Source organism: Lentimicrobiaceae bacterium, assembly GCA_020636745.1.
Lineage (GTDB): Bacteria > Bacteroidota > Bacteroidia > Bacteroidales > Lentimicrobiaceae > Lentimicrobium.
The window spans coordinates 37509-59331 of record JACJXH010000005.1; the positions used below are offsets into that span (position 1 = coordinate 37509).

Sequence of the window (21823 nt, forward strand, 5' to 3'; positions counted from 1 at the left end):
TTCAGGGTCTATATTGCACTATCCCACCCCTTTGATTATGAAAACAGTTTTTAGGATTTCAGTAGCTTTGACGCTTATCCTGCTTACAGGGTTACAACTGACAGCGCAAAAAACACAGGCTCCGGCGCTGAGCGATACAATTGATGTTACACATTACGGCCTGCACCTGACAGTTACCGACTTTACCAACCATATAATCACCGGCCAGGCACAAGTAACATTTACCACACCACTGAACAATATCCATTTTCTGCCGCTTGAACTCAAGCAACTACAGGTTGATTCAGTAAAAAATGCCGATAACATACAACTGAGCTTTACCCACACAGGCGACCTTTTAAGGATAAGTCTGGATGAGGCGATATCGGTCAACGACACATCCATGGTTGTCGTTTATTATCATGGCACTCCTTTCCATGAATCATGGGGCGGTTTTCACTTCTCGGGAAGTTACGCCTTTAACCTGGGAGTAGGATTTGTTTCTGTGCCACACAACCTGGGCAAAGCATGGTTTCCCTGTATTGATGATTTTATTGATCGCGCTTATTACGATTATTACATCACTGTTGAAAACGACAAAACGGCTGTATGTGGCGGATTACTGCAATCTGTAGCACCTGTCAACGATCAGACCAGGCTTTTTCACTGGAAATCAGACCGCACTTTACCCACTTATCTGGCGTCGGTAGCCGTTGGGCCTTATTCGCTGGTATCCGACTCCTTTTCAGGAATGCAAGCTGAAATACCTGTTACCTATTATGTAAGGCCTTCTGACACCACCCGCGCGCGGGGCAGTTTCCTGAATATGCCCCTGATTGCAGGAAATTTTGAAGAAGCCTTTGGCCCTTATCCTTTTCAGCGCATTGGAATTACCGGAACATCGCTGGGCGCCATGGAACATGCTGAAAATATTTTTTATCCAAATGGAAGTATCAATGGCAATTTATCTGACGAATGGCTTTACACCCATGAACTCTCTCACATGTGGTTTGGGAACAAGGTAACCTGTTCGTCAGATGCTGATATGTGGTTAAATGAGGGATGGGCCCGCTGGTGCGAAACCCTATACCGCGAAAAGCTTTACGGAACAGAATCTGCCAAAAACAATATGCGTTCGCTCATGCGAAACGTGCTTCAATACATTCACACGACCGAAGGTGGATACCGGCCATTATCGCCCATGCCATCAGAATATACATATGGCGATAATGTATACGACAAAGGTGGAATGACAGTGCATGCCCTTCGCGGATATATGGGCGATAGCCTGTTTTTTAACGGCGTGCAAACCTACCTCAGCACATTTGCCTTTAAACCAGCGTCATCCTATGATTTACGCGATGCGCTTTCGGCTTCATCCGGAATTGATTTAACTGACTTCTTCAACTTTCATGTTTTCGGGCCGGGATTCAACCAGTGCTCAGTTGATTCTTTCAAAGTATATCCGGCCGGAAATGAATTCGACATTGAGGTCTTTATGAAACAGCGACTGAAAGGCACCGATGTTTATGCAATGGACTGCCGCTCTGAACTTGCCTTTATGAATGATTTGTGGCAAACTGAAACCCGCAAAATCAGCTTCCAGGGTTCGCATGGTTCAGCCCTATTCAGGCTCCCTTTTATCCCGGCTTTGGTCATGACCGACCTGAATGAAAAATCGGGTGACGCTACAACCGACCAATACAAAATCATCAAAACCACCGGACTTTATGACTTTACTGACACTTTTTTCAAACTTGACGTAACCGAAATAAGTGATTCAGCTTTTGTAAGAATAACACACAATTGGGTGCCACCCGACAGCCTCCGCATACCACAGTCAGGATTAAAGCTGAGCGACTACCGCTACTGGAGTGTTGAAGGCATTTTCCCTGAAGGATTTCATGCTACCGGCAGATTTTCATATAACAGAAACGGATATCTTGACAACACTTTGTTAACCAATTCGGCTGATTCACTGGTAATCCTTTACCGGCCTGATGCTTCTTCCGATTGGATGCCGGTTTCATTCACAAAAACGGGACCCTGGCAAATTGGCACCATTTATGTTCCGCAGCTCAGACCCGGTGATTACACGCTGGCCGTTTGGGATGCTGTTTATGTGGGAAGCAACCTTATACCTGATGATGATCAATTATTCAGGGTATACCCCAACCCGGCAACAGGCGTTGTGAATATCGAAACAAATGCCAGGCACACCGGCGTTCTTTCAATACATGACACATCGGGAAAACTTGTTTATTTAACTGATGTTGCCGCTGAAAATCAGCATTTTCGCTGGAACTGCTCCCTCAATAACCGGGGCACATATTTGGTCTCCCTTATTTCCAGCCAGGGATGCACATCCAGTAAAAAGATTCTTATTCAGCCCTGAACCATGAATCCAGAAAAATACGCCGGGTTACTGCAACAGCATTTTGCATTTCATAAAAATGAATATAATGCAGAGCGCATGAGTAAATATATGCTCAATAAGTTCGAATTTTTTGGTATTCAGTCACCTCTCAGAAAACAACTAGCCGCCTCATTTATACACGAGCATGGCATTCCAGCCCCTGAACAGCTTGCCGAAACAGCAGGCATTATCTGGCAATTGCCTCAGCGTGAGCTGCATTATGTTATCATGGAGATATGTTCACGTAAACCCTATATGGCCGACAGCAACCGATATGAACTTTACAAATTTATGATTACCACCCATTCATGGTGGGACACTGTTGATTATATTGCCTCAAACCTGGTCGGAGCCTGGTTGATAAAACATAAAGACAAAACAAACGTTGTAACACATGACCTGATGACATCAGGGAACATGTGGCTTCAGAGAACTGCTTTACTTTTTCAGCTTAAATACCGCCAATCGACTGACAGCAGGATGTTGTTTGAATTTATTGAACAACTGGCCGTTTCCAATGAATTCTTTATCAGAAAAGCCATTGGCTGGGCACTGCGCGAATATTCCAAAACCTGTCCGGAAATAGTTCTGGCTTTTGTCAATAATCATGAATTATCGGGGTTAAGCAAGCGCGAGGCCCTCAGAATAATGAATAAAAACCAAGGAAATGAATGAAATAGCAGCAACCACATGGTGGATGCAAATGACCCAAAAACCAGCCGCTGGAACAACTGTTCCATTGCCTGAAGGCTGCACAGTAATACGTGCTTTAAACCCCAACAGGGCTTACTACCTTTATCTGTACACTTCGGTTGGCCGGCCTTACCAGTGGTATAACCGGCTGATGATGCCTGCAGATGAGCTTCAGGGATTACTTGAAGATAAAAACACTGAGATTTATGTACTTTATTTAAACGGCGTTCCGGCTGGTTTCGCTGAGTTTGATGTGGCTGCTGAAAAAAGTACCGAAATGGTTTACTTTGGGTTGGGCTGCGACTTTACCGGACGCGGACTTGGCAAACCGTTTTTACAGTGGTGTATTGACAAAGCCTGGCAGAGGCCTATCAACCGTCTGTGGTTGCACACCTGCAACCTTGATCATGCAGCTGCACTCTCGCTTTACCAGAAAGCAGGGTTTATAATTTACGATCAGGACACCATCATGCAACAAACACCAGATCCTGAAGATGACCCCTACCGCCTCCTTCCCTGGTAAAATGATAACCGCAATACATTATGCTAAAACAAACTGAATGGAAAACAAAATAGCACAATTTTTCTCCTGGGTATTGCACCCGATGATGATGCCAACCTACGCCATGTTATTGCTTTTTAACCAGAATGCATATTTTGTATTGATATTGCCTCAAAAACTAAAGCTGATGCTGGCCGGTCTGATTTTCGCCAACACATTTATATTACCGCTCATTTTTATCTGGATGATGCGCAAAAGAGGCATCATCAGCAGCCTGCAAATGCCATTGCGCAGCGAGCGTACATTTCCGTTTGCCATAACTGCGTTGTTTTACATTGCCACATTCATCATGATGCGTAACCTCGGATTGCCTAACCTTTATGAATTATTCATTATTGGCGGAACCGTGTTGATTATCATTGCCCTGATTGTGAACCTCTTCTGGAAAATAAGCATTCATATGCTGGGTATGGGCGGCCTGCTCGGAGGCTTTATCGGGCTTTCGTTGCTATCGTATATTGATGCCCGCGGACTGATTGTTTCATTGATGGCCCTGTCGGGCGCTGTCGGGTTTGCCCGCTTAAAACTGAACACCCACAACTCAGCCCAGGTTTATGCCGGCTTCGCTGCGGGTGTAATTATCATGTTAAGCGTTTTGTCTTTTCTGTAAATCAGAAAGGCCGAAGTGATATTCCAACAGAAACAGGATAAATCTGAGGTCCGAAATTTTCTTCAAAAACCTTGGTAATAGAATAAAATCCTGTCACACATATCCATTTGTAACCAATCTGAATGGTAGGACCTATGCGCCACGACTGAAAGTTTGGCAAACTGCTTTCTTTTACTTTCAAATCACTTCCATCGGCAAAATCATCGCCTTTATATTTTGTATGGGCATTGAGCAAAAAACCGGCTTTGATTCCGATTGCCACTTTAAATCCACCTTCGGTCTTAAACCTGAGTTCAGCAGGAATGTCAAGATAAGTTAGTGAAACCTTATTTTTCTTGTATTTAAGACTCTGTTCGGTATCTGTAGTTTTCTCAGGTATTTTAGAGAAAAAAGAAACCCCCGATGTATCGCTAAGCATGCCGTCGCTAAATAAGTTATGCATCCCCAGGCCAGCCCCGATAGCAAAAGCAAAATTGCTCTCTTTGATAGGATAAGTGTACATCCCATAAATATTTGCGCCCTGATTGATGGTTCTGAAACTGATATCATCCGGTGCATCCATCACAATATCATTAAAAATGTCGACACCCATTGAGAATTTCTTACTAAACAGGTTGTCAGCACTTTTCTGAGCCTGCGAAGCCATCGAAAAGGCTATGAAAGCCATCATTATAAATAAGGTACGTTTCATCGTTATTTTTTTTTATGATTTGCCCGGTTTTCTAATCTTACATGCATAAGACGGCCAGCCAGGAGTGACGAAATCAAAAGTCCGTTACAAAGATAGGAAAAATGATGAAGACTGCCCGATAAAGCAAATCAGGGAAACCCGGTATAAATGATAAAAAATCATAAAAACGCCTTCTTTGTCCGGAATCAATTCATTTACAAAACATTAAACTACCATTAGAAATAAACCTCAGGCTGAGTTTTCTTCAGCCAGTCCACAATAAAAAGAAACCCTGACGGATTATTGATAAATCCGCCAGGGTAAATAACAGGTTGCAATACAACCTACAACATGGAATAACCGTTTTTAGGCAGAGTTATTCTGTAATCCCTACCCTGTTCAGGATAAAAGCGACTTCAAAGGCTGTTTCTTTAAGCGCATCAAACCGGCCGGTTGCGCCACCATGGCCGGACTCCATATTGGTTTTAAGTAAAAGAATATTGTCATCTGTTTTCAAGGCTCTGAGTTTGGCCACAAATTTGGCAGGTTCATGGTAGCCAACCTGAGAATCGTTAAGTCCGCCTGTTACGAGCATATTGGGATAATTCTGTGCTTTTACATTGTCGTAAGGTGAGTATGACAGCATATACCGGTAATACTCCTCCTCATTTGGATTTCCCCACTCTTCATATTCCTGAGTGGTAAGCGGCAAGCTGCTGTCAAGCATGGTATTGATCACATCTACAAAAGGCACTTGCGCCACCACAGTATTGAACAGGTCTGGTCGCATATTCACCACTGCTCCCATCAGCAAACCACCTGCGCTTCCACCCATAATGGCCAGCTTTGAGGAGGTAGTGAGCTGATCAGCAATCAGTTTTTCGCCGCAGGCAATAAAATCAGTGAAAGTGTTTTTCTTATTCAGCAGCTTGCCATCTTCATACCATTGTTCGCCCATATCACTTCCACCTCTGATTTGAGCAATGGCAAATACAAAGCCCCTGTCAATCAAACTATAAAAACTTGAGATAAAGTATGCGTCAGAGCTGGCTCCGTATGAACCGTAAGAATAGAGCAGTGCCGGATTGCTACCGTCTTTTTTCAGTGATTTTTTATACACTACTGACATCGGTACTTTTACGCCATCAGTTGCTGTAGCCCAAATACGTTCAACGGTATAATCATCGGGATGAAAACCTCCGGGAATTTCCTGCTGTTTAAGCAATGTACTTTTACCACTTTCCATGTCATAGTCGTACACACTGGCAGGCCGGTTAAGTGAAGTATATCCATAGCGAAGGTTAGTGGAATTGTACTCAGGAGTTCCACTGGTGTATGCAGTATAAACGGGTTCAGGAAAACTGATGGTATTCAGTTTGCCATCACGCAAACCCAGCACTTTAATCTCAACCAGTCCGTTTTTGCGGATTTCAGCAGCCAGATAATGCTGAAACACCTCAAGACCTTCAATTTTAGCATCTTTATCATGAGGAATCATCACTTTCCATGTGGCTCGATTTTCAAAACCTTTCAAGGGTGCTTCATACACCATAGAATTCAGATGCTCTCTATCCTTATACTGAATAAAAAACTTATCCTTGTGATGAAAAACATGATATTCAACATCTTTTGTCCGGGGCACAAAAACTTTAAATGCCCCCAGGGGTTCACTGGCTGGTAAATACAAATATTCAGATGTTGTAAAACTGGCCGATGAAATAAAAATAAAGTCATTGGTTTTACTTTTCTCAACATTGAGGATAAACTGCTCATCAGGTTCTTCAAACACCATCACATCAGCTTTTGTGTCGCCTAAAGTGTGACGGTATACCCTGTAAGCTCTGAGTGCATCATTTCCTATTGTATAAAACAGCGTTTGGTTATCATTGGCCCAGGCAAAGCTCTGCACTTTGTCAATGCTCACCGGCAAATCCTGACCGGTTTTCAGGTCACGTACTTTAAGGGTAAAATCAGCATATGAACCTGTTTCATTTGCCAGATAAGCCACCAGATTGTTGTCAGTACTCACATCATAACCGGCAAAAATATAAGCCTGTTTCCCTTCAGCCAGTTTGTTTACATCAAAAATTACTTCTTCGGGAGCCGACACACTCCCTTTTTTACGGCAATAAATCCGGTATTGTTTCCCTTCTTCGGTACGCGAATAATAAAAATATCCATGATTGAGCTGCGGCACTGTTTCATCCGTCTCTTTGATGCGACCTTTCATTTCGGCAAACAATTTTTCCTGAAGCGGCACTGTTGATTTCATTACAGTATCGCAATAGGCATTTTCAGCATTCAGATAATCAATCACTTCCGGATTGGTTTTATCTTTTAGCCAGTAATAATTATCGGTACGGGTGTTGCCAAATTCGGTAAATAATACCGGTTCTGTTTTGGCAACCGGTGCAGGAGGAAAATCGCTTTGGTTGGTTATTTTCACAGTGTTAACGGGTGTTTGTTTGCAGGCTGCCAGGCTGAGCGCCAGGGCAAAAACCATTACTGGCAGAGATACTATATGTCGTGTATCTGCGTGAAGCCTGTTAAAATAATGAGCTGTTTGTGACATAAAAAGAAGGTTTGCTTTACAAGATGTAAATTTAGATAAAAGATACATCACAAACCGCCAGGTATTTGCACAATTTTGAGAAAGGGAACTTACAACAACACAGGAAATTTGTAATAGAAAGATAGCCCCCTGTTGATTTTGACAACACAAATTGCATCCCTGACCGGTTTAAAACAAATTTTAGAGCTCCTTTCTAAGCCTGGCAACCGGAATATTTAATTGCTCGCGGTATTTGGCAACGGTGCGGCGGGCGATGTTATACCCTTTTTCTTTCAGGATATCGGTTAATTGTTCATCGGTTAGAGGCTTTCCCTTTTCTTCACCCTCGATACAATCGGAGAGAATTTTCTTGATTTCGCGGGTGGAAACTTCCTCGCCCGAATCGGTTGACATGGATTCCGAAAAGAAACTCTTGAGCAGAAACGTGCCAAAAGGTGTCTGTACGTATTTTGAATTGGCCACGCGCGAAATGGTTGAAATATCCAGCCCGACAATCTCCGCGATATCCTTCAAAATCATGGGGCGCAACCTTGTTTCGTCGCCAGTCAGAAAGTAATCGCGCTGATATTCCATAATAGCACTCATGGTGACATACAAGGTATTTTGCCTTTGTTTGATGGCATCAATAAACCACTTGGCTGAATCTATTTTTTGCTTGATAAACATAACCGCATCTTTCTGGCTATTGCTTTTCGATTTGCTTTCAGCATAAGTTTCGAGCATATCAACATAGGTGCGGCTCAAGCGCAACTCAGGCATATTGCGCGAATTAACCTGAAGTTCAAGCTCTTCATCTTTGCTGTAAACAAAGAAATCAGGCATGATATATTGATTTCCGCGGGTAGTTTCGCCCACAGAGTTACCGGGTTTAGGATTCAGTTTGAGGATTTCGTTAACTGCTTCACGTAAATCCTCTTCACTAACGCGGGCTTTTTTCGAAATTTTGTCGTAATGCTTTTTGGTAAGTTCATCAAAATAACGCTCAATCAGCAGGATAGCCAGCACAACAGACGGGGTAGGCTCAATGCGTCTTAACTGAATAAGCAGGCACTCGCGCAAATCGCGTGCCCCAACACCCGGCGGGTCAAATTCCTGCACAACCTGCAACATTTGATTTAACTCCTCGGGGGTTGTCATGATATTCTGACTAAAGGCCAGGTCATCAACCATCGCATTGAGAGGCCGGTTCAGATAGCCGGAATCATCGAGATTTCCAATGATATAAGAAGCAATCTGCATCTGCGTTTCGTTCAGCCGCCGCAACCCGAGCTGTGAAATCAACATTTCGTGAAAACTAATACCAGAGGCATAAGGCACATCGCGGCGCTCATCATCGGCACTTGAATTATTGGCATTCAGGCGGTAAGCCGGAATATCATCATCATCCAGATAGTCGGTAATATCAAAATCATCGCGCTCACGTTCCAGTTCATCAACCGGATCGGGCTCAGTATCAGGAATCTGTTCATCAGCATCGGTACTCATCTCAGGGTCTCCGGCGTCTTCAAGAGCAGGATTTTCTTCAATTTCCTGTTTGATTCGCTGTTCCAGAGCAATAGATGGAATCTGCAGCAATTTCATAAGCAGAATCTGCTGCGGCGACAGTTTCTGAAGTAGTTTCTGCTGAAGTTTCTGGGTTAACATCTGATTCCTTTATTAGTCCTGAAAATTACTGAAAAGTTACAAAAATAATGCGTCAGATTAAAAACGCAAAAAATTGTTGTTTAGTACCGCTTTATATTCGCTTTTGATTACTATTTATAACAGTTACAGCCAGGAAGTAACCCCCTGACTACTACTTAAAATTCAGCATTCATCGGTGTTCTTGGGAAAGGAATTACATCACGGATGTTGGCCATGCCTGTTACAAACAAAATCAGGCGTTCGAAACCGAGACCAAAGCCAGCATGTGGCGCTGTACCAAACCTGCGGGTATCCAAATACCACCATATATCCTTTTCAGGAATGCCCATTTCGCTGCATCGGGTAGTAAGTTTTTCGAGAATTTCTTCGCGCTGCGAACCGCCGATGATTTCACCAATGCGGGGAAATAAAACATCCATTGCTCTTACTGTTTTCCCATCTTCATTTTGTTTCATGTAGAATGCCTTGATGTTTTTGGGATAATCAGTCAGGATTACCGGACGTTTAAAATGCTTTTCAACCAGAAAACGTTCATGCTCACTTTGTAGATCTGTACCCCAATCAACCGGGTATTCAAATTTCTGACCGGAAGCTTTCAGAATCTCAATGCCTTCGGTATAAGTAAGACGTTTAAAATCATTGTTCACCACAAATTTCAGCCTTTCAATCAGCTCATTGTCATACATTTTATTGAGGAACTCAAGGTCGTCGAAGCAATGTTCGAGTGCATAGCCTACCAGATATTTGAGAAAATCTTCGGCCAAATCCATGTTATCCACAATGTCGTAAAAAGCCATTTCAGGTTCTATCATCCAGAACTCGGCCAGATGGCGTGGTGTATTTGAATTTTCGGCCCGGAAAGTGGGTCCGAAAGTATAGATGTTTGACAGAGCCAGTGCGCCCAGCTCACCTTCAAGTTGCCCCGAAACAGTAAGATTGGTGGCTTTACCGAAAAAGTCCTGTCCAAAATCCACCTCACCGGTTTCGGTAAGTGGTGGATTTTTGGCGTCAAGTGTAGTAACGCGAAACATGGCTCCGGCACCTTCTGCATCAGAACCGGTTACGATGGGTGTGTGCAGATAATAAAACCCGTGGTCGTTAAAATATTTATGAATGGCAAATGCCATGGCATGACGGATACGCAAAACAGCACCGAATGTGTTGGTACGGGGCCTGAGGTGAGCAATTTCGCGCAAAAACTCCAGTGTATGACCTTTTTTCTGAAGCGGATATGTTTCAGCATCAGCTGTACCATAAACTTCAATTTCTTTGGCCTGAATTTCAACCGCCTGGCCCTGACCTGGTGATTCGACCAATAGCCCGTTTACCGAAATACAGGCTCCGGTTGTAATCAGTTTCATCGTTTGCTCGTCAAAACCAGCCAGGTCAACAACAATCTGAATATTATGAATAATGGAACCATCGTTCAGTGCAATAAAAGCCACATTTTTATTTCCGCGTTTGGTTCGCACCCATCCTTTCAGGTTAACCATGTTACCAGCGCCTATCTGTTCCCACTGGCGAAGTACATCCGCAATTTTTGTTCTTTTGAGCGATTCCATTATTGGTTTATTATTGATTGTCAATATGATAAATTTACCCGGCCTGAATCTTGCGGCAAGGAGGTGGCAAAGTTAAGAAAATTCCGGTTCTGAAAAGCGAGCTTTACTGACATGTACTGCCCTGCCTGTGAGCCGGAAAGATTTATTACTTTTGCAAAAAAAACGCCCTATGGACTTTCAGCCACTGCATGTATGGATACCCGGCAGCACCCAACCACTGGTCATTGCTGGCCCTTGCAGTGCCGAAACCGAAGAGCAGGTGATGATTACAGCCCAGGCAATCAGTCAGATACCACAGGTAAAAGTATTCAGGGCCGGAATCTGGAAGCCCAGAACACGCCCCGGTACCTTCGAAGGCGTTGGCGTTGATGGGTTGCGCTGGCTTAAAAGAGTAAAAAAGGAAACCGGACTTTTAACCACAGTTGAAGTAGCCAGCCCCCAGCATGTACAGGAAGCTCTTGCACATAATATTGATATTCTGTGGATTGGAGCCCGTACCGTTGTTAATCCATTTTCCATGCAGGAACTTTCAGAAAGCCTTGCCGGAATTGACATTCCGGTTATGGTAAAAAACCCGGTAAATCCTGACCTGGGACTTTGGATAGGCGCCATTGAGCGGCTTTACAAAAACGGACTTCACCGGATTGCTGCCATTCACCGTGGATTTTATCAATTTGAAAAAACGCAATACCGCAATGCTCCGCAGTGGGAAATTCCCATTGAACTGATGCGGCAAATGCCCGGCCTGCCGGTAATTTGTGATCCGAGCCATATTGGCGGCAACCGGAAACTGCTGCAACAAATATCGCAACAAGCCCTTGACCTGGAAATGCAGGGACTGATGATTGAAACCCACCCTAACCCTGATCTTGCCTGGACTGATGCTGCGCAGCAGGTTACACCTGCAACATTAGATCAAATTCTTAATCAGCTGATTTTACGCGACCAGACAGGCAGTCGTGAATTTGAACGTTCGCTTGAAGAATTGCGCCTCGAAATTGACCAGATTGACTACGAAATGATTCAACTTCTGGCCAAAAGAATGCATATTGCCGAAGAAATGGGCCTTTATAAGTATACCCATAACATCACCATCCTTCAACTGCAACGCTGGAAAAAACTATTTGCCGACCGTATCAAAAAAGGCCGCAAAGCAGGCCTCGATACCAAATTTCTGGCAGCACTGCTTCAATTGGTACACGAACAGTCTATTCAAATTCAGACAGAGGTGATGAACCAACCCTCCTCAAAAAAACATTAGAACCCAAGGGCATGTCTGCATTATTTACTGCACATTAATCATGTGACTTATTTCATTTATATACACACACTTACCTACTATAAGATTATCCATTAATTGCACATTTCTAACATTTGCTTTATTCGCATTACAATATAATTACTTAAAAAGAAGAATATGAAAAACCTATTTTTAGGATTGTCATAGAACGGATGAACGGCATTTACATTCCCAAAAGAGGTAAGCGCAGAAAATGACCCGAATACTGCAATCATTTTGGCGCCAACAACCATTTTATGTACCTTTTATACAGGTAAACCATGACCAGTTGCAAAATTGATATGGAATAAAATGCAACAACATTTTTAACACCCAAACTAACACTTTGTATTACTCAAATGCCTTCTCAGTAAAGGAAACAGACTTGCGACTACGTCCGTTTCAGATTATTATATCTGCAAAGATGATTTTCTAACACGGGTGAAGCATTCTCACGGATTCCGAAGCACTTCAGAACACATACCCTATTCCGCCTGACAATCTGAAAGAATACATTTTAATTCCCCGGCCGTTTGCTGAATAAGCCGATTCTTCCTGCATATGAAACCGGCCCGTTGAACCGATAAGAGTGGATGGAAGGTCAGAAGCCAGCCTCAGGGTAAGATACACGCCCGATTTTGTGATTCTTGCATTCCAGCACCCTTCAAGGCTGAAATGCAACTGAGGATGTGGCACAACCTTATCAATCCCGTACAAAGCACTTATATTTTGATCCATTGAAAACCTGATTGGATAAAGACAGCCTGCCGAAAGCCCTATAAAAAAACCATAAGGAAGATTTTCATCATAATTTCCCAAATATAGCATGGCCATCAGGCTTGTAGAAATGGTGGACACATAGGCCAAATGGAATTCTTCATCACTGTTAAGCCGTATCAGGCCAATATCCTGATAAAAGTAACCAAGCCGGCCTTCAAGCCTCAATCTGCTATTCCGGTAATATCCAACAACCATTTCAACAGGTATTGTGGTTTTAAATCCCGGCCTGAAATGCTGCAAATGATTAAAGTACAAAGAATCATATCCTCCTGATATCTCTGCCTGATGGTCAAAAGGCCCAAAGTGCGATTGGGAACCTATATTGATTTCGTAATAGTATAATGGCAAACTTTTGGATGGTTGTGCAAACAGGAGCGAACTATACAGGATTCCCCACAGGAATATCACACCTGCAACGGGCAAATATTTGCGGAAGCTGAACAAGGTTTTTCTGTTCATTACCTGCAAATCATTCAGTTTTTGAAAGCTGATTGATTGATAATCAAATATAATGAATAATCAGGGCAATTCCAATAATCAGGCAGAATAAAACCCCAAAAGCTCAAAAGACCATCCGTGCTTCCAGCCTGAACCGTCCATCCATGATACACGAAAAATTGAATTGAAATTGTATTCTCACTATTCTTGATAAACATCAAACCATTACATTATCTTTGCACCGCTTTATTTTATACATAATTTATTGATGTTTAACACTTCCCCTGAAATTGAAACTGCTGTACTTGTCGGACTTATTACTAACCGGCAGGATGAAACCCTGGTAAACGAAACGCTTGACGAGCTCGATTTTTTACTTGAAACAGCCGGAGGCCTTTCTGTAAAACGATTTGTTCAAAAGCTTGATAAACCGGACTCACGCACATTTGTTGGTTCAGGAAAACTGGAAGAAATCAGTGCATTCATCAAGGCCGAGAAGGTAGCAACCGTTGTTTTTGATGACGAGCTAAGCCCGTCGCAGCTGCGCAACATTGAACGTGAACTCGGATGCAAGGTGCTTGACCGCACCACCCTTATTCTGGATATTTTTGCCAAACGGGCCCGAACTGCTACTGCCAGAACCCAGGTAGAACTTGCACAGCTACAATATCTCTTACCCAGGCTTTCGCGCATGTGGACTCACCTTGAAAAGCAACGCGGAGGTATAGGAATGCGTGGCCCGGGTGAAAAGGAAATTGAAACCGACCGCCGCATTATCCGCGATAAAATATCACTGCTCAAAGAAAAGCTAAAAGATATTGACAAACAAAAAGTTACGCAACGCAGTGGCCGCGAAAAGCTGGTAAGAGTCGCTTTAATTGGTTATACCAACGTTGGAAAATCAACCCTGATGAATCTTCTGAGCAAATCAGAAGTATTTGCTGAAAACAAGCTATTTGCCACCCTTGATACCACCGTTCGGAAAATGGTTATAGACAACCTGCCCTTTTTACTTACAGATACGGTAGGATTTATCCGCAAACTTCCCCATAGCCTGGTTGAATCGTTTAAATCAACCCTTGATGAAGTACGTGAGGCCGATTTGCTCCTGCATGTGGTTGACATTTCGCATCCCGGATTCGAAGACCAGATTGAAGTAGTAAACCAAACCCTGGCCGATATCAAGGCTTCTGACAAACCCGTGATGATGGTTTTCAATAAAGTAGATGCCTATTCATTTGTTGAAAAGGAAGAAAGCGACCTGAGCCCGGCAACCCGCGAAAATATAACACTTGACGAGTTAAAGCGGACCTGGATTGCCAAAGTAAACAACCCTGCCCAGTTTATTTCAGCCACCAAAAAGTTGCACATCGACGAGTTCAGATCGGCCCTGTACACAGCTATCCGCGATATTCACGTGGTCAGATACCCTTACAATAAATTGTTGTATTAATTCTCCGGTTAAACGCTTTATGCGCTTTTACTAACTGCAGCACATCTTCCTGTTTAGCTGAAATTAATCTCAGGTAATAGTAAAAATACACCCCTGACTTTCCGCCCATATCAGCAAACCTGACTTCTGTTATCATCAGGTTATTCCGGTTTGTAAACGATGTTTAAAATATCCGTTGCCTGTATGAAGAATATCTGCATAAAATCCGCTCAATTTATACCTTTGCAGCGAAAAATAATGAATTGAATATGATTATTATAGGAATAACAGGAACATTGGGCGCCGGCAAAGGAACCATTGTTGATTATCTGCTCAGAGAAAAAGGATACAGCCATTTCTCTGTCCGTGAATTTATAAGCAAAGAAATTATCCGTCGGGGGCTGCCGGTAAACAGAGACAGTATGGTAATAGTAGCCAACGATCTGCGCACATCCCATTCTCCCAGCTATATTGTAGATTGTTTGTTTGATGAGGCCCTTGCAACCGGGAAAAATTGTGTAATTGAAAGCATACGTACACCAGGAGAGGTGGTCTCATTAAGAAAAAACGGTAATTTTCACCTTTTTGCAGTGGATGCCGAAGCGAAAGCAAGATATAACAGAATTTATCTGAGGCAATCAGAAACTGACACCATTGATTTTGAGACATTTTTGGCCAACGAAGCCAGGGAAATGAATTCTGATGACCCCAACCACCAGAACCTGAAGAAATGCATTGAAATGGCCGATTTTGCTTTTAATAACGATGGAACCGTTGAAATGCTTGAAAATCAGGTTGAAATGGCACTGGCAAAAATCAAGGAAGTTGAATAAATAAAAAGCTGTTCCACTTTTTTGGAACTTGCTCGGAAGGCACACATTTTCTGAGCCTGCAGAAGTAACACAAAGACACCAGAATGTTCAAATGAATTATAACCTGGCATGTAAAATGAGTAGATTGTTTATAAAGGTCCTGCCTAAATATTGTTTCACAGGCTTTTAAGAAAACAACATTCACAAAAAACAAGCCTGACAGAAAATTACTTTTCGGAGGAGACCCACACATAAATACTTCTATAACCCAGAAATACTATGAAAACCTTTTCCATTCTCAGCGTCTCTTTCCTTAATCTGGCCATGGCCATTTATTATTATTGGCTTATTTACAATAAAAAAATAAAGCCGGCCCTGGCCATGTGGGTTTTCTTCACCCTTGCTGTGGGCATAAGCCTAATGACTTATATGAAACAAGGGAATTACAGTTTGTGGGATAATGTACTCAACACGACTGACTTATTTTTTGTAAGCTCAGTAGCACTTTCAATATTACTATTCGGTGACCGCAGCACCCGTTTCAACAAATTTGACCTGGGGTGTGTTCTTGTCGTTATTTTAATCCTCATATTCTGGCTGTTCACCCAAAACCACCTGATTACCAACCTAATGGTTCAGGGCATACTGGTCATTGCTTATTTCCCGGTATTAAAGCGAATGGCCACTACCAAAGAAAATAATGAAAGCTACCTGATTTGGGCCGGAATGCTCCTGACATCCTTGCTGGCTTTGATTTCAACAAAAGGCGGACTGGCTTTGATATACACAGGGAGAGCAGTTGTCTGCATTGTGCTGCTGATGATGTTCATGATTTGGACGGATAAAAATGCCGGGAAAAGGATATAAAATATTTCATCCGGCGTTAATAGCAGCAATAAAGAAAAGTTATCAGTAAACATTTAAAAGCTGACCGTTTACAAAACCACCAGAATTTGCTTTATTCACAGAAGCAATTTTCATTTATAGATGTAAATTGAACAAGACAGCGTTTATGCTGAGAATTAACACGTTAATATAGTTTGGACAGGGTCACCTGCAACGGTGCCCCTGTCCATTCAAAACAAGCAGATTTGTCACTTAACAATACGGTTGCCTTCCATATCAACCAGAACCGGTTCGCCCAGTCCGGCTTCTTTCAGACGATCAAACTGGGTGCGGGCATCTCCCACAATAACATAAACCATTTTTTCAGGATTTACATACTTGCTGTAAACCGATTTTGCTTCCTCAATATTGATTTTTTCAGCCTTCAGTTCTTCCTGTTTAACATAATCAACCGGTAATCCGAAGCTGCTGATTTCCTGAAGCATACCCATGAGACTATTGATGGTTTCAAATTTACCGGCATTGGAACGAATCGTTGCATTACGCGTAATTTCGAGATCTTCAGCCGAATAGTCATTACCAAAGCTTCCCAGTATCTGATTGAAAAGCTGAACAGATTCGAGCGTATACATCGATTGTACACTTGAACTGGCCACAAAAGGACCCGGGATTGTTCGTGGCATGAAAAACGAATATGCTCCGTAGGTGTAGCCTTTTTCAAGACGAAGAACTTCAAATAATTTTGAGCCGCTGCCATCGCCAAGTTTGTAATTAACAAAAGTGGCCGGGAAATAATCAGGGTTGTTGCGCGACATTGCCAAGGAACCAATCATAATCACTGATTGTTTGGCATTCGGAACATCAACAAAATAAATCTGTGCCTTTTCCGGAGTCGCCGGAAGCTGGTATTCAGGAAGGCTGATTTCCCGTTTAGCCCATTTCTGCTCGAGGTTGGCAATTGACTTTAAGGCTGATTCACGCGTTACATCACCTGCAATATGAAAACTGGCCACTGACGGTGAGAAATAAGCGTTATAATAATCCTTCAAATCCTGCAATGTAATACTTTCAACCGACGCGATAGTTCCGGTAATGGGCTTTGAGAAAATATGATTCTCGCCATAAAGCATTTTATAGAAAACATTGCCGGCAATTGCATTTGGATTGGCATTGCGTTGGGCAATACCGCTGATGGCAGCTTGCTTAAGGCGACTAAATTCCTTTTCGTCCCAACGTGGCTGCATCAGAATTTCTTCAACCAGTTGCAACACAGCGTTATAATTACGGGCAAGGCAATTGGCGGTAATGGTCATGTTCTCAGCTCCGGCACTCACATCCACACTGGCGCCTAATTGTCCAATAGCTTCTTCCAGTTCTTCAGGTGTTTTAGCAGCTGTTCCTTCCATCATCAAATCAGACAACAGCCTGGCAACACCGGGTTTTGCAGGATTTTCGCACAACTGCCCTCCGTTAAAACGTATACTGAATTGAACCAGTGGCAGCTCATGGCTTTCAATGCCATAAACTTTCATTCCGTTTGATAAGGCGGATGTAAAAACAGCCGGTGTATTCAACAAAGGTTTAGGCCCAAGGGGTGGTTCAATTGTACGATCAAAAGTAGTTTTGGTGCGCTCAAACTTTTCTTCAACCTCTTCCATTCCTTCGGCTTGAGAACCTGAATTTTCAATCGACTCTTCCACAACTGCAGCTTTTTCGGAGCCATCGAGAGCCAATTCGGGCTTTCCTTTAGGCACGAAGCTGGTAGCTAAGAAATTATGGCCTTTGATATAGGTATTATAAACCCTGATTACATCTTCACGGGTCACAGCATTGAGCAATCTGACATCATCCATCATACGGGCAGGGTCGCCTCCAAAAACGTTGGATTGAACCAATTGAAATGATTTGCCCAACAAACTGGCAATGCTGTTATAAAACGATGTTTCGCGCAGGTTTTTGATGCGCTGCATATCCTGATCAGTAAAACCGTTCTTTTCAAACTGTCTGAAACCTTCATTGATGGCTTCGTTTACCTGATCAAGGTCAACGCCTTCAAAAGCTCTTACAACAATGTTGAATTTGCCGGCAAGCTCCATCGGATTATTATATACCATTACTTTAGGCGCAAGTTTCCTGTTTTCGACAATCTCTTTGTAAAGGGGAGCTTTTTTACCATCGGCCAACAGGTCTGCTAAAACCTCAAGAGCATATGAATCAGGATGATACGTTTCTACTGAAGGAAAAACCATATTAAGTTCAGGAAGCCTGGCAAAGTTGTCTTCATGATAAAATTTCTTTGTTACAGTTAGCCTGGCCGGCATGGGATTCATCGTTTCGGGCTTGGTGCGTGCTTTAAACTCGCCAAAATATTTCTGCACCAGACTTTTGACTTCACGCTCATCAAAGTCACCGGCAATCACCATGGTAGCGTTATTAACACAATAATATTTATCATAAAACTCGCGTACATCGTCGAGGGTGGCACTTCTGAGGTCGTCCATTGAACCTATAACCTGCCATGAATAAGGATGCCCCTGACCATACAGGTTTTGATCAATCACATAGCCCGTATGTCCGTAAGGCTGATTATCAACACGCTGACGTTTTTCGTTGATCACAATATCCTTTTCACGTGCCAGCGCCAGCTCGGTAACAGTATTGATTAGAAAACCCATACGATCGCTTTCCATCCACATGATTTTTTCCAGCGCATCTTTAGGAACTACTTCGTAATAAACGGTACCATCATTCCAGGTGCCGCCGTTAAAAGTTCCGCCGAGGTCGTCAATTTTCTTGAAAAACACGCCTTTTCCAACATTTTCCGAGTTTTGGAACAACATATGTTCAAAGAAGTGTGCAAAACCGGTTTTGCCCTGCTTTTCGCGGCTTGAACCTACATGGTAAAGTATAGCCACCGAAACCACCGGATCTGAATGGTCGGGGTGCAGCACCACTTCAAGGCCATTATCAAGTTTATACTTGGTAAAATCAACGCTGAAATCACCAGCGCCACGTGTTTGTGCTTCTGTATCGGATATTCCGAACATCATTGAGCCGGATAGCATTCCCATAGTCAGTAGTTTTGAAAAAAGCTTCATATCGGTGAGTAATTGATGTATATATGTTTGGCTATTAATTTTTGCTTAAAAGTACACTTATTTTACCAATCGACCGATGCCCTGCGCACAGGCATGGTCATACAGCGGCAACCACCGCCACCACGCGAAAGCTCAGCACCTTCAATGGCGATAACACATTTTTCATAAGCATTGATATCAGCCTTTCCATTGACAATATCTTTGGCTTTGACGATAGAGAACCCGTTTTTATTCATTTCTTCCAGGGTATAAACATTTCGGCCATAGCCCATTACTTTACCCGGGGCAATGGCGAAAAAATTGGCGCCGCTGTGCCATTGCTCACGCTCCTGCGTAACAACATCACGTGAACCTCCGCAGTTAATGGTTTTCAAATCCATGCCCAATCCCCTGAGGGCAGTTGGTATATCCTTCTCTTCTGTAATTTTGACCTTACCATTGTCAATTGTAATATGAATGGTAAGGAATCGGCTCGAACGTAAAATAAGCGGTTCGTAAATCATACAGGTATCCTTATCGAGAAAAGTAAAAACCATGTCGAGATGGATAAATGATTCAGGTTCATAAGGCAATTCCTGCACGATAATATGGCGGGTTTTACGCTCTTTTTTATAGTGGTCAACTAAAAAATCTATTCCTTTGGGAGTTGAGCGCAATCCGGTACCAACCAGTACAATATCCTCGCGGGCTATCAGAAAATCACCTCCTTCAAAACTAAAATCCTTACATAAATTGCGACTTGACAAAGGGTTAACCGTTTGCGTAATAAATGTGGGATGATAATCAAAAATGGCTTCCATTATAATGGATTCCCTGTCGCGCACACGGCTGGCCATTTTACTGATAAACACCTGGTCGCCAATGGATATGGAGGCATCGCGGGTAAAAAAGAAGTTATGAAGCGGTTCCATTTCAAAACGTTCCTTGCTCAGAAATTTTGACAGGTTGTCGCGGTCAAGTTCCACCCCTTCGATAAAGGCACTGGTAAGAGCCGCAGGATCCATATCCAGCAATTTTTCGCGGATATTGTCAACCCTTTCATGATCGGCAATACGGTTTACCAATCCGGTTTTTACCTTATCATTTTTCAGAATATCTGTCAATAAATCGCGTACCTGAAAAGTACGTGTGACTTTATCGAGCACGCCCCTGAACTGAGCATATTCATTGCCTGCAACGCTCAGGTTTAAAATATCGCTATAAAGCGCTTTCTGCACAGTATTGGGCGTCATGTTTTCTACTTCATTTCCGGGTGTATGAAGCACAACACCTTCAAGTACACCAATCTCAGACCTTACATCAACGCTTAATTTCTCACTATTCATTTTGTTCCTTTTCATTATTGCCGGCAAAGCTAATGCTATTTTTTAGTTTAAGAAAACCAGTCCGTTTCAGAGCAGAACGTCCAAATATCTCATTAAACAGGGGTTTATCCATTTTTTCCCACTCTTCAACGCTCCACTCCAACCAGTTAGCTTTAGCATGAAATTGAGGTTCAGCGTGAATAATGGAGAATTTGTTCCAGGGACAAACGTCCTGACAAATATCGCAGCCAAAAATCCAGTTGTCTGTTTTACCCTTAAATTCTGCCCCAATTTCATCTTTCAGCTCAATGGTAAGATAAGAAATACATCGATTGGCATCGAGTTGCCTGGGGCCAATAATGGCTCCTGTCGGGCAGGCATCCATACATCGGGTACAATCTCCACAATAACTTCCGCCAAAAGGCAAGTCATATTCCAACTCAAGGTCGGTAATCAGTTCAGCCAAAAAAAAGAAAGATCCATTTCGCCGGCTGATGAGCATGGTATTTTTCCCTATCCATCCTATACCAGAATTAACAGCCCATGCCCTGTCAAGGACAGGGGCAGAATCGACAAAAATGCGGTAATTGATTTCACCTGCTTCGGCTTTCAAATCTTCAGCCAGGCGTTGAAGTTTTTCTTTTATCACAAAGTGATAATCAGCTCCTCTGGCATACTTCGAAATTTTCAGCGGCGCAGGTTGATTCACAACAGGCTCCGGAAAATAACTATACATAAATGAGACCACTGATTGGGCATTGTCAACAAGCAGCCGGGGGTCAAGTCGTTTGTCAAAATGATTTTCCATATACCGCATCCGGCCATGCATCCCCTTTTTCAACCAGTCTTCAAGTCGTGATGCTTCTTCGTCAAGCCTTCGTGCCTGGCTGACACCGCAAAACGAAAAGCCCAGAGATGCGGCATTTTGCTTAATAAAGTGTGTAAGCCGGGCTTTTTCCTGCATAACAACCGTATGAATATTGTTTTAACGAATTAAATGCTCATATTTAAGCGATTAATACGATAACCGACACTCAATGAAATGCATAAAAAAGCCAATAGCACCAAATATTTTCACCATAGCCATTCATTTGAGCCCAGTAACTTCATTAAGAAATCATTCACA

The 21823-nt window shown here is 42.8% G+C and carries 16 protein-coding genes; 8 read left to right on the top strand and 8 right to left on the bottom strand.

Features of this window, described 5'->3' with window-relative positions:
• Nucleotides 1-37 precede the first annotated feature (37 nt).
• Genes H6541_09085 through H6541_09100 form a run of 4 tightly spaced genes read left to right on the top strand, consistent with a single transcriptional unit; the run spans nt 38 to nt 4260 of the window.
• Nucleotides 38-2374 (top strand): T9SS type A sorting domain-containing protein, encoded by a 2337-nt coding sequence (locus H6541_09085; protein MCB9015934.1) that lies wholly within the window; start codon nt 38-40, stop codon nt 2372-2374.
• A 3-nt stretch (nt 2375-2377) separates the two neighbouring features.
• A complete protein-coding gene (locus H6541_09090; protein MCB9015935.1) occupies nt 2378-3070 on the top strand; it encodes a DNA alkylation repair protein in 693 nt (230 codons plus the stop codon).
• Nucleotides 3063-3611: a GNAT family N-acetyltransferase gene (locus tag H6541_09095; protein ID MCB9015936.1), complete on the top strand. Its 549-nt coding sequence runs from the start codon at nt 3063-3065 to the stop codon at nt 3609-3611. The genes H6541_09090 and H6541_09095 overlap by 8 nt, the downstream gene beginning before the upstream one ends.
• A gap of 37 nt (nt 3612-3648) precedes the next feature.
• Complete coding sequence (locus H6541_09100) at nt 3649-4260, top strand: hypothetical protein (protein MCB9015937.1); 612 nt, start codon at nt 3649-3651, stop codon at nt 4258-4260.
• Nucleotide 4261: 1 nt separating this feature from the next.
• Here the strand turns inward: H6541_09100 and H6541_09105 are convergent, their stop codons facing one another.
• From H6541_09105 to asnS, 4 genes are all read right to left on the bottom strand, one after another.
• Complete coding sequence (locus H6541_09105) at nt 4262-4951, bottom strand: outer membrane beta-barrel protein (protein ID MCB9015938.1); 690 nt, start codon at nt 4949-4951, stop codon at nt 4262-4264.
• A gap of 355 nt (nt 4952-5306) precedes the next feature.
• Nucleotides 5307-7433, bottom strand: coding sequence for a S9 family peptidase (locus H6541_09110; protein MCB9015939.1), 2127 nt, complete (start codon nt 7431-7433; stop codon nt 5307-5309).
• Between the two features lie 249 nt (nt 7434-7682).
• Complete coding sequence (gene rpoN, locus H6541_09115) at nt 7683-9146, bottom strand: RNA polymerase factor sigma-54 (protein MCB9015940.1); 1464 nt, start codon at nt 9144-9146, stop codon at nt 7683-7685.
• Between the two features lie 155 nt (nt 9147-9301).
• Nucleotides 9302-10708 (bottom strand): asparagine--tRNA ligase, encoded by a 1407-nt coding sequence (asnS, locus tag H6541_09120; GenBank protein ID MCB9015941.1) that lies wholly within the window; start codon nt 10706-10708, stop codon nt 9302-9304.
• 169 nt (nt 10709-10877) lie between these two features.
• Between asnS and H6541_09125 the strand changes: the two genes are divergently transcribed.
• Entirely contained in the window at nt 10878-11969 is a 1092-nt protein-coding gene (locus tag H6541_09125; protein MCB9015942.1) for a bifunctional 3-deoxy-7-phosphoheptulonate synthase/chorismate mutase type II, read from the top strand.
• Between the two features lie 489 nt (nt 11970-12458).
• Here the strand turns inward: H6541_09125 and H6541_09130 are convergent, their stop codons facing one another.
• Entirely contained in the window at nt 12459-13226 is a 768-nt protein-coding gene (locus H6541_09130) for a hypothetical protein (GenBank protein ID MCB9015943.1), read from the bottom strand.
• Between the two features lie 247 nt (nt 13227-13473).
• Here H6541_09130 and hflX point away from each other — a divergent pair, with 247 nt between their 5' ends.
• The 3 genes from hflX to H6541_09145 all read left to right on the top strand — a co-directional run bounded on the left by hflX (nt 13474) and on the right by H6541_09145 (nt 16316).
• Nucleotides 13474-14658 (top strand): GTPase HflX, encoded by a 1185-nt coding sequence (gene hflX, locus H6541_09135; protein MCB9015944.1) that lies wholly within the window; start codon nt 13474-13476, stop codon nt 14656-14658.
• Between the two features lie 248 nt (nt 14659-14906).
• Entirely contained in the window at nt 14907-15470 is a 564-nt protein-coding gene (locus H6541_09140) for an AAA family ATPase (protein ID MCB9015945.1), read from the top strand.
• Between the two features lie 258 nt (nt 15471-15728).
• The gene (locus H6541_09145; GenBank protein ID MCB9015946.1) at nt 15729-16316 is read left to right on the top strand and encodes a hypothetical protein; all 588 of its coding nucleotides are present in this window, start codon (nt 15729-15731) and stop codon (nt 16314-16316) included.
• A gap of 227 nt (nt 16317-16543) precedes the next feature.
• On the opposite strand, the gene H6541_09150 is transcribed toward H6541_09145, so the two are convergent.
• From H6541_09150 to queG, 3 genes are all read right to left on the bottom strand, one after another.
• Nucleotides 16544-19393, bottom strand: coding sequence for an insulinase family protein (locus H6541_09150; protein MCB9015947.1), 2850 nt, complete (start codon nt 19391-19393; stop codon nt 16544-16546).
• Nucleotides 19394-19455: 62 nt separating this feature from the next.
• On the bottom strand, nt 19456-20718 hold the full coding sequence (locus H6541_09155; protein MCB9015948.1) for an arginine deiminase: 1263 nt from the start codon (nt 20716-20718) through the stop codon (nt 19456-19458).
• Nucleotides 20711-21661 (bottom strand): tRNA epoxyqueuosine(34) reductase QueG, encoded by a 951-nt coding sequence (queG, locus tag H6541_09160; protein MCB9015949.1) that lies wholly within the window; start codon nt 21659-21661, stop codon nt 20711-20713. Before queG ends, H6541_09155 begins: the two co-directional genes overlap by 8 nt.
• Between the last annotated feature and the right edge of the window lie 162 nt (nt 21662-21823).

Coding starts and splice junctions, on each gene's coding strand:
- H6541_09125 (MCB9015942.1), top strand. CDS start 10,878: ATGGACTTTCAGCCACTGCATGTATGGATACCCGGCAGCACCCAACCA.
- H6541_09085 (MCB9015934.1), top strand. CDS start 38: ATGAAAACAGTTTTTAGGATTTCAGTAGCTTTGACGCTTATCCTGCTT.
- H6541_09130 (MCB9015943.1), bottom strand. CDS start 13,226: ATGAACAGAAAAACCTTGTTCAGCTTCCGCAAATATTTGCCCGTTGCA.
- H6541_09095 (MCB9015936.1), top strand. CDS start 3,063: ATGAATGAAATAGCAGCAACCACATGGTGGATGCAAATGACCCAAAAA.
- H6541_09110 (MCB9015939.1), bottom strand. CDS start 7,433: ATGGTTTTTGCCCTGGCGCTCAGCCTGGCAGCCTGCAAACAAACACCC.
- H6541_09145 (MCB9015946.1), top strand. CDS start 15,729: ATGAAAACCTTTTCCATTCTCAGCGTCTCTTTCCTTAATCTGGCCATG.
- H6541_09150 (MCB9015947.1), bottom strand. CDS start 19,393: ATGAAGCTTTTTTCAAAACTACTGACTATGGGAATGCTATCCGGCTCA.
- queG (MCB9015949.1), bottom strand. CDS start 21,661: ATGCAGGAAAAAGCCCGGCTTACACACTTTATTAAGCAAAATGCCGCA.
- asnS (MCB9015941.1), bottom strand. CDS start 10,708: ATGGAATCGCTCAAAAGAACAAAAATTGCGGATGTACTTCGCCAGTGG.
- H6541_09090 (MCB9015935.1), top strand. CDS start 2,378: ATGAATCCAGAAAAATACGCCGGGTTACTGCAACAGCATTTTGCATTT.
- hflX (MCB9015944.1), top strand. CDS start 13,474: ATGTTTAACACTTCCCCTGAAATTGAAACTGCTGTACTTGTCGGACTT.
- H6541_09140 (MCB9015945.1), top strand. CDS start 14,907: ATGATTATTATAGGAATAACAGGAACATTGGGCGCCGGCAAAGGAACC.
- H6541_09100 (MCB9015937.1), top strand. CDS start 3,649: ATGGAAAACAAAATAGCACAATTTTTCTCCTGGGTATTGCACCCGATG.
- H6541_09155 (MCB9015948.1), bottom strand. CDS start 20,718: ATGAATAGTGAGAAATTAAGCGTTGATGTAAGGTCTGAGATTGGTGTA.
- H6541_09105 (MCB9015938.1), bottom strand. CDS start 4,951: ATGAAACGTACCTTATTTATAATGATGGCTTTCATAGCCTTTTCGATG.
- rpoN (MCB9015940.1), bottom strand. CDS start 9,146: ATGTTAACCCAGAAACTTCAGCAGAAACTACTTCAGAAACTGTCGCCG.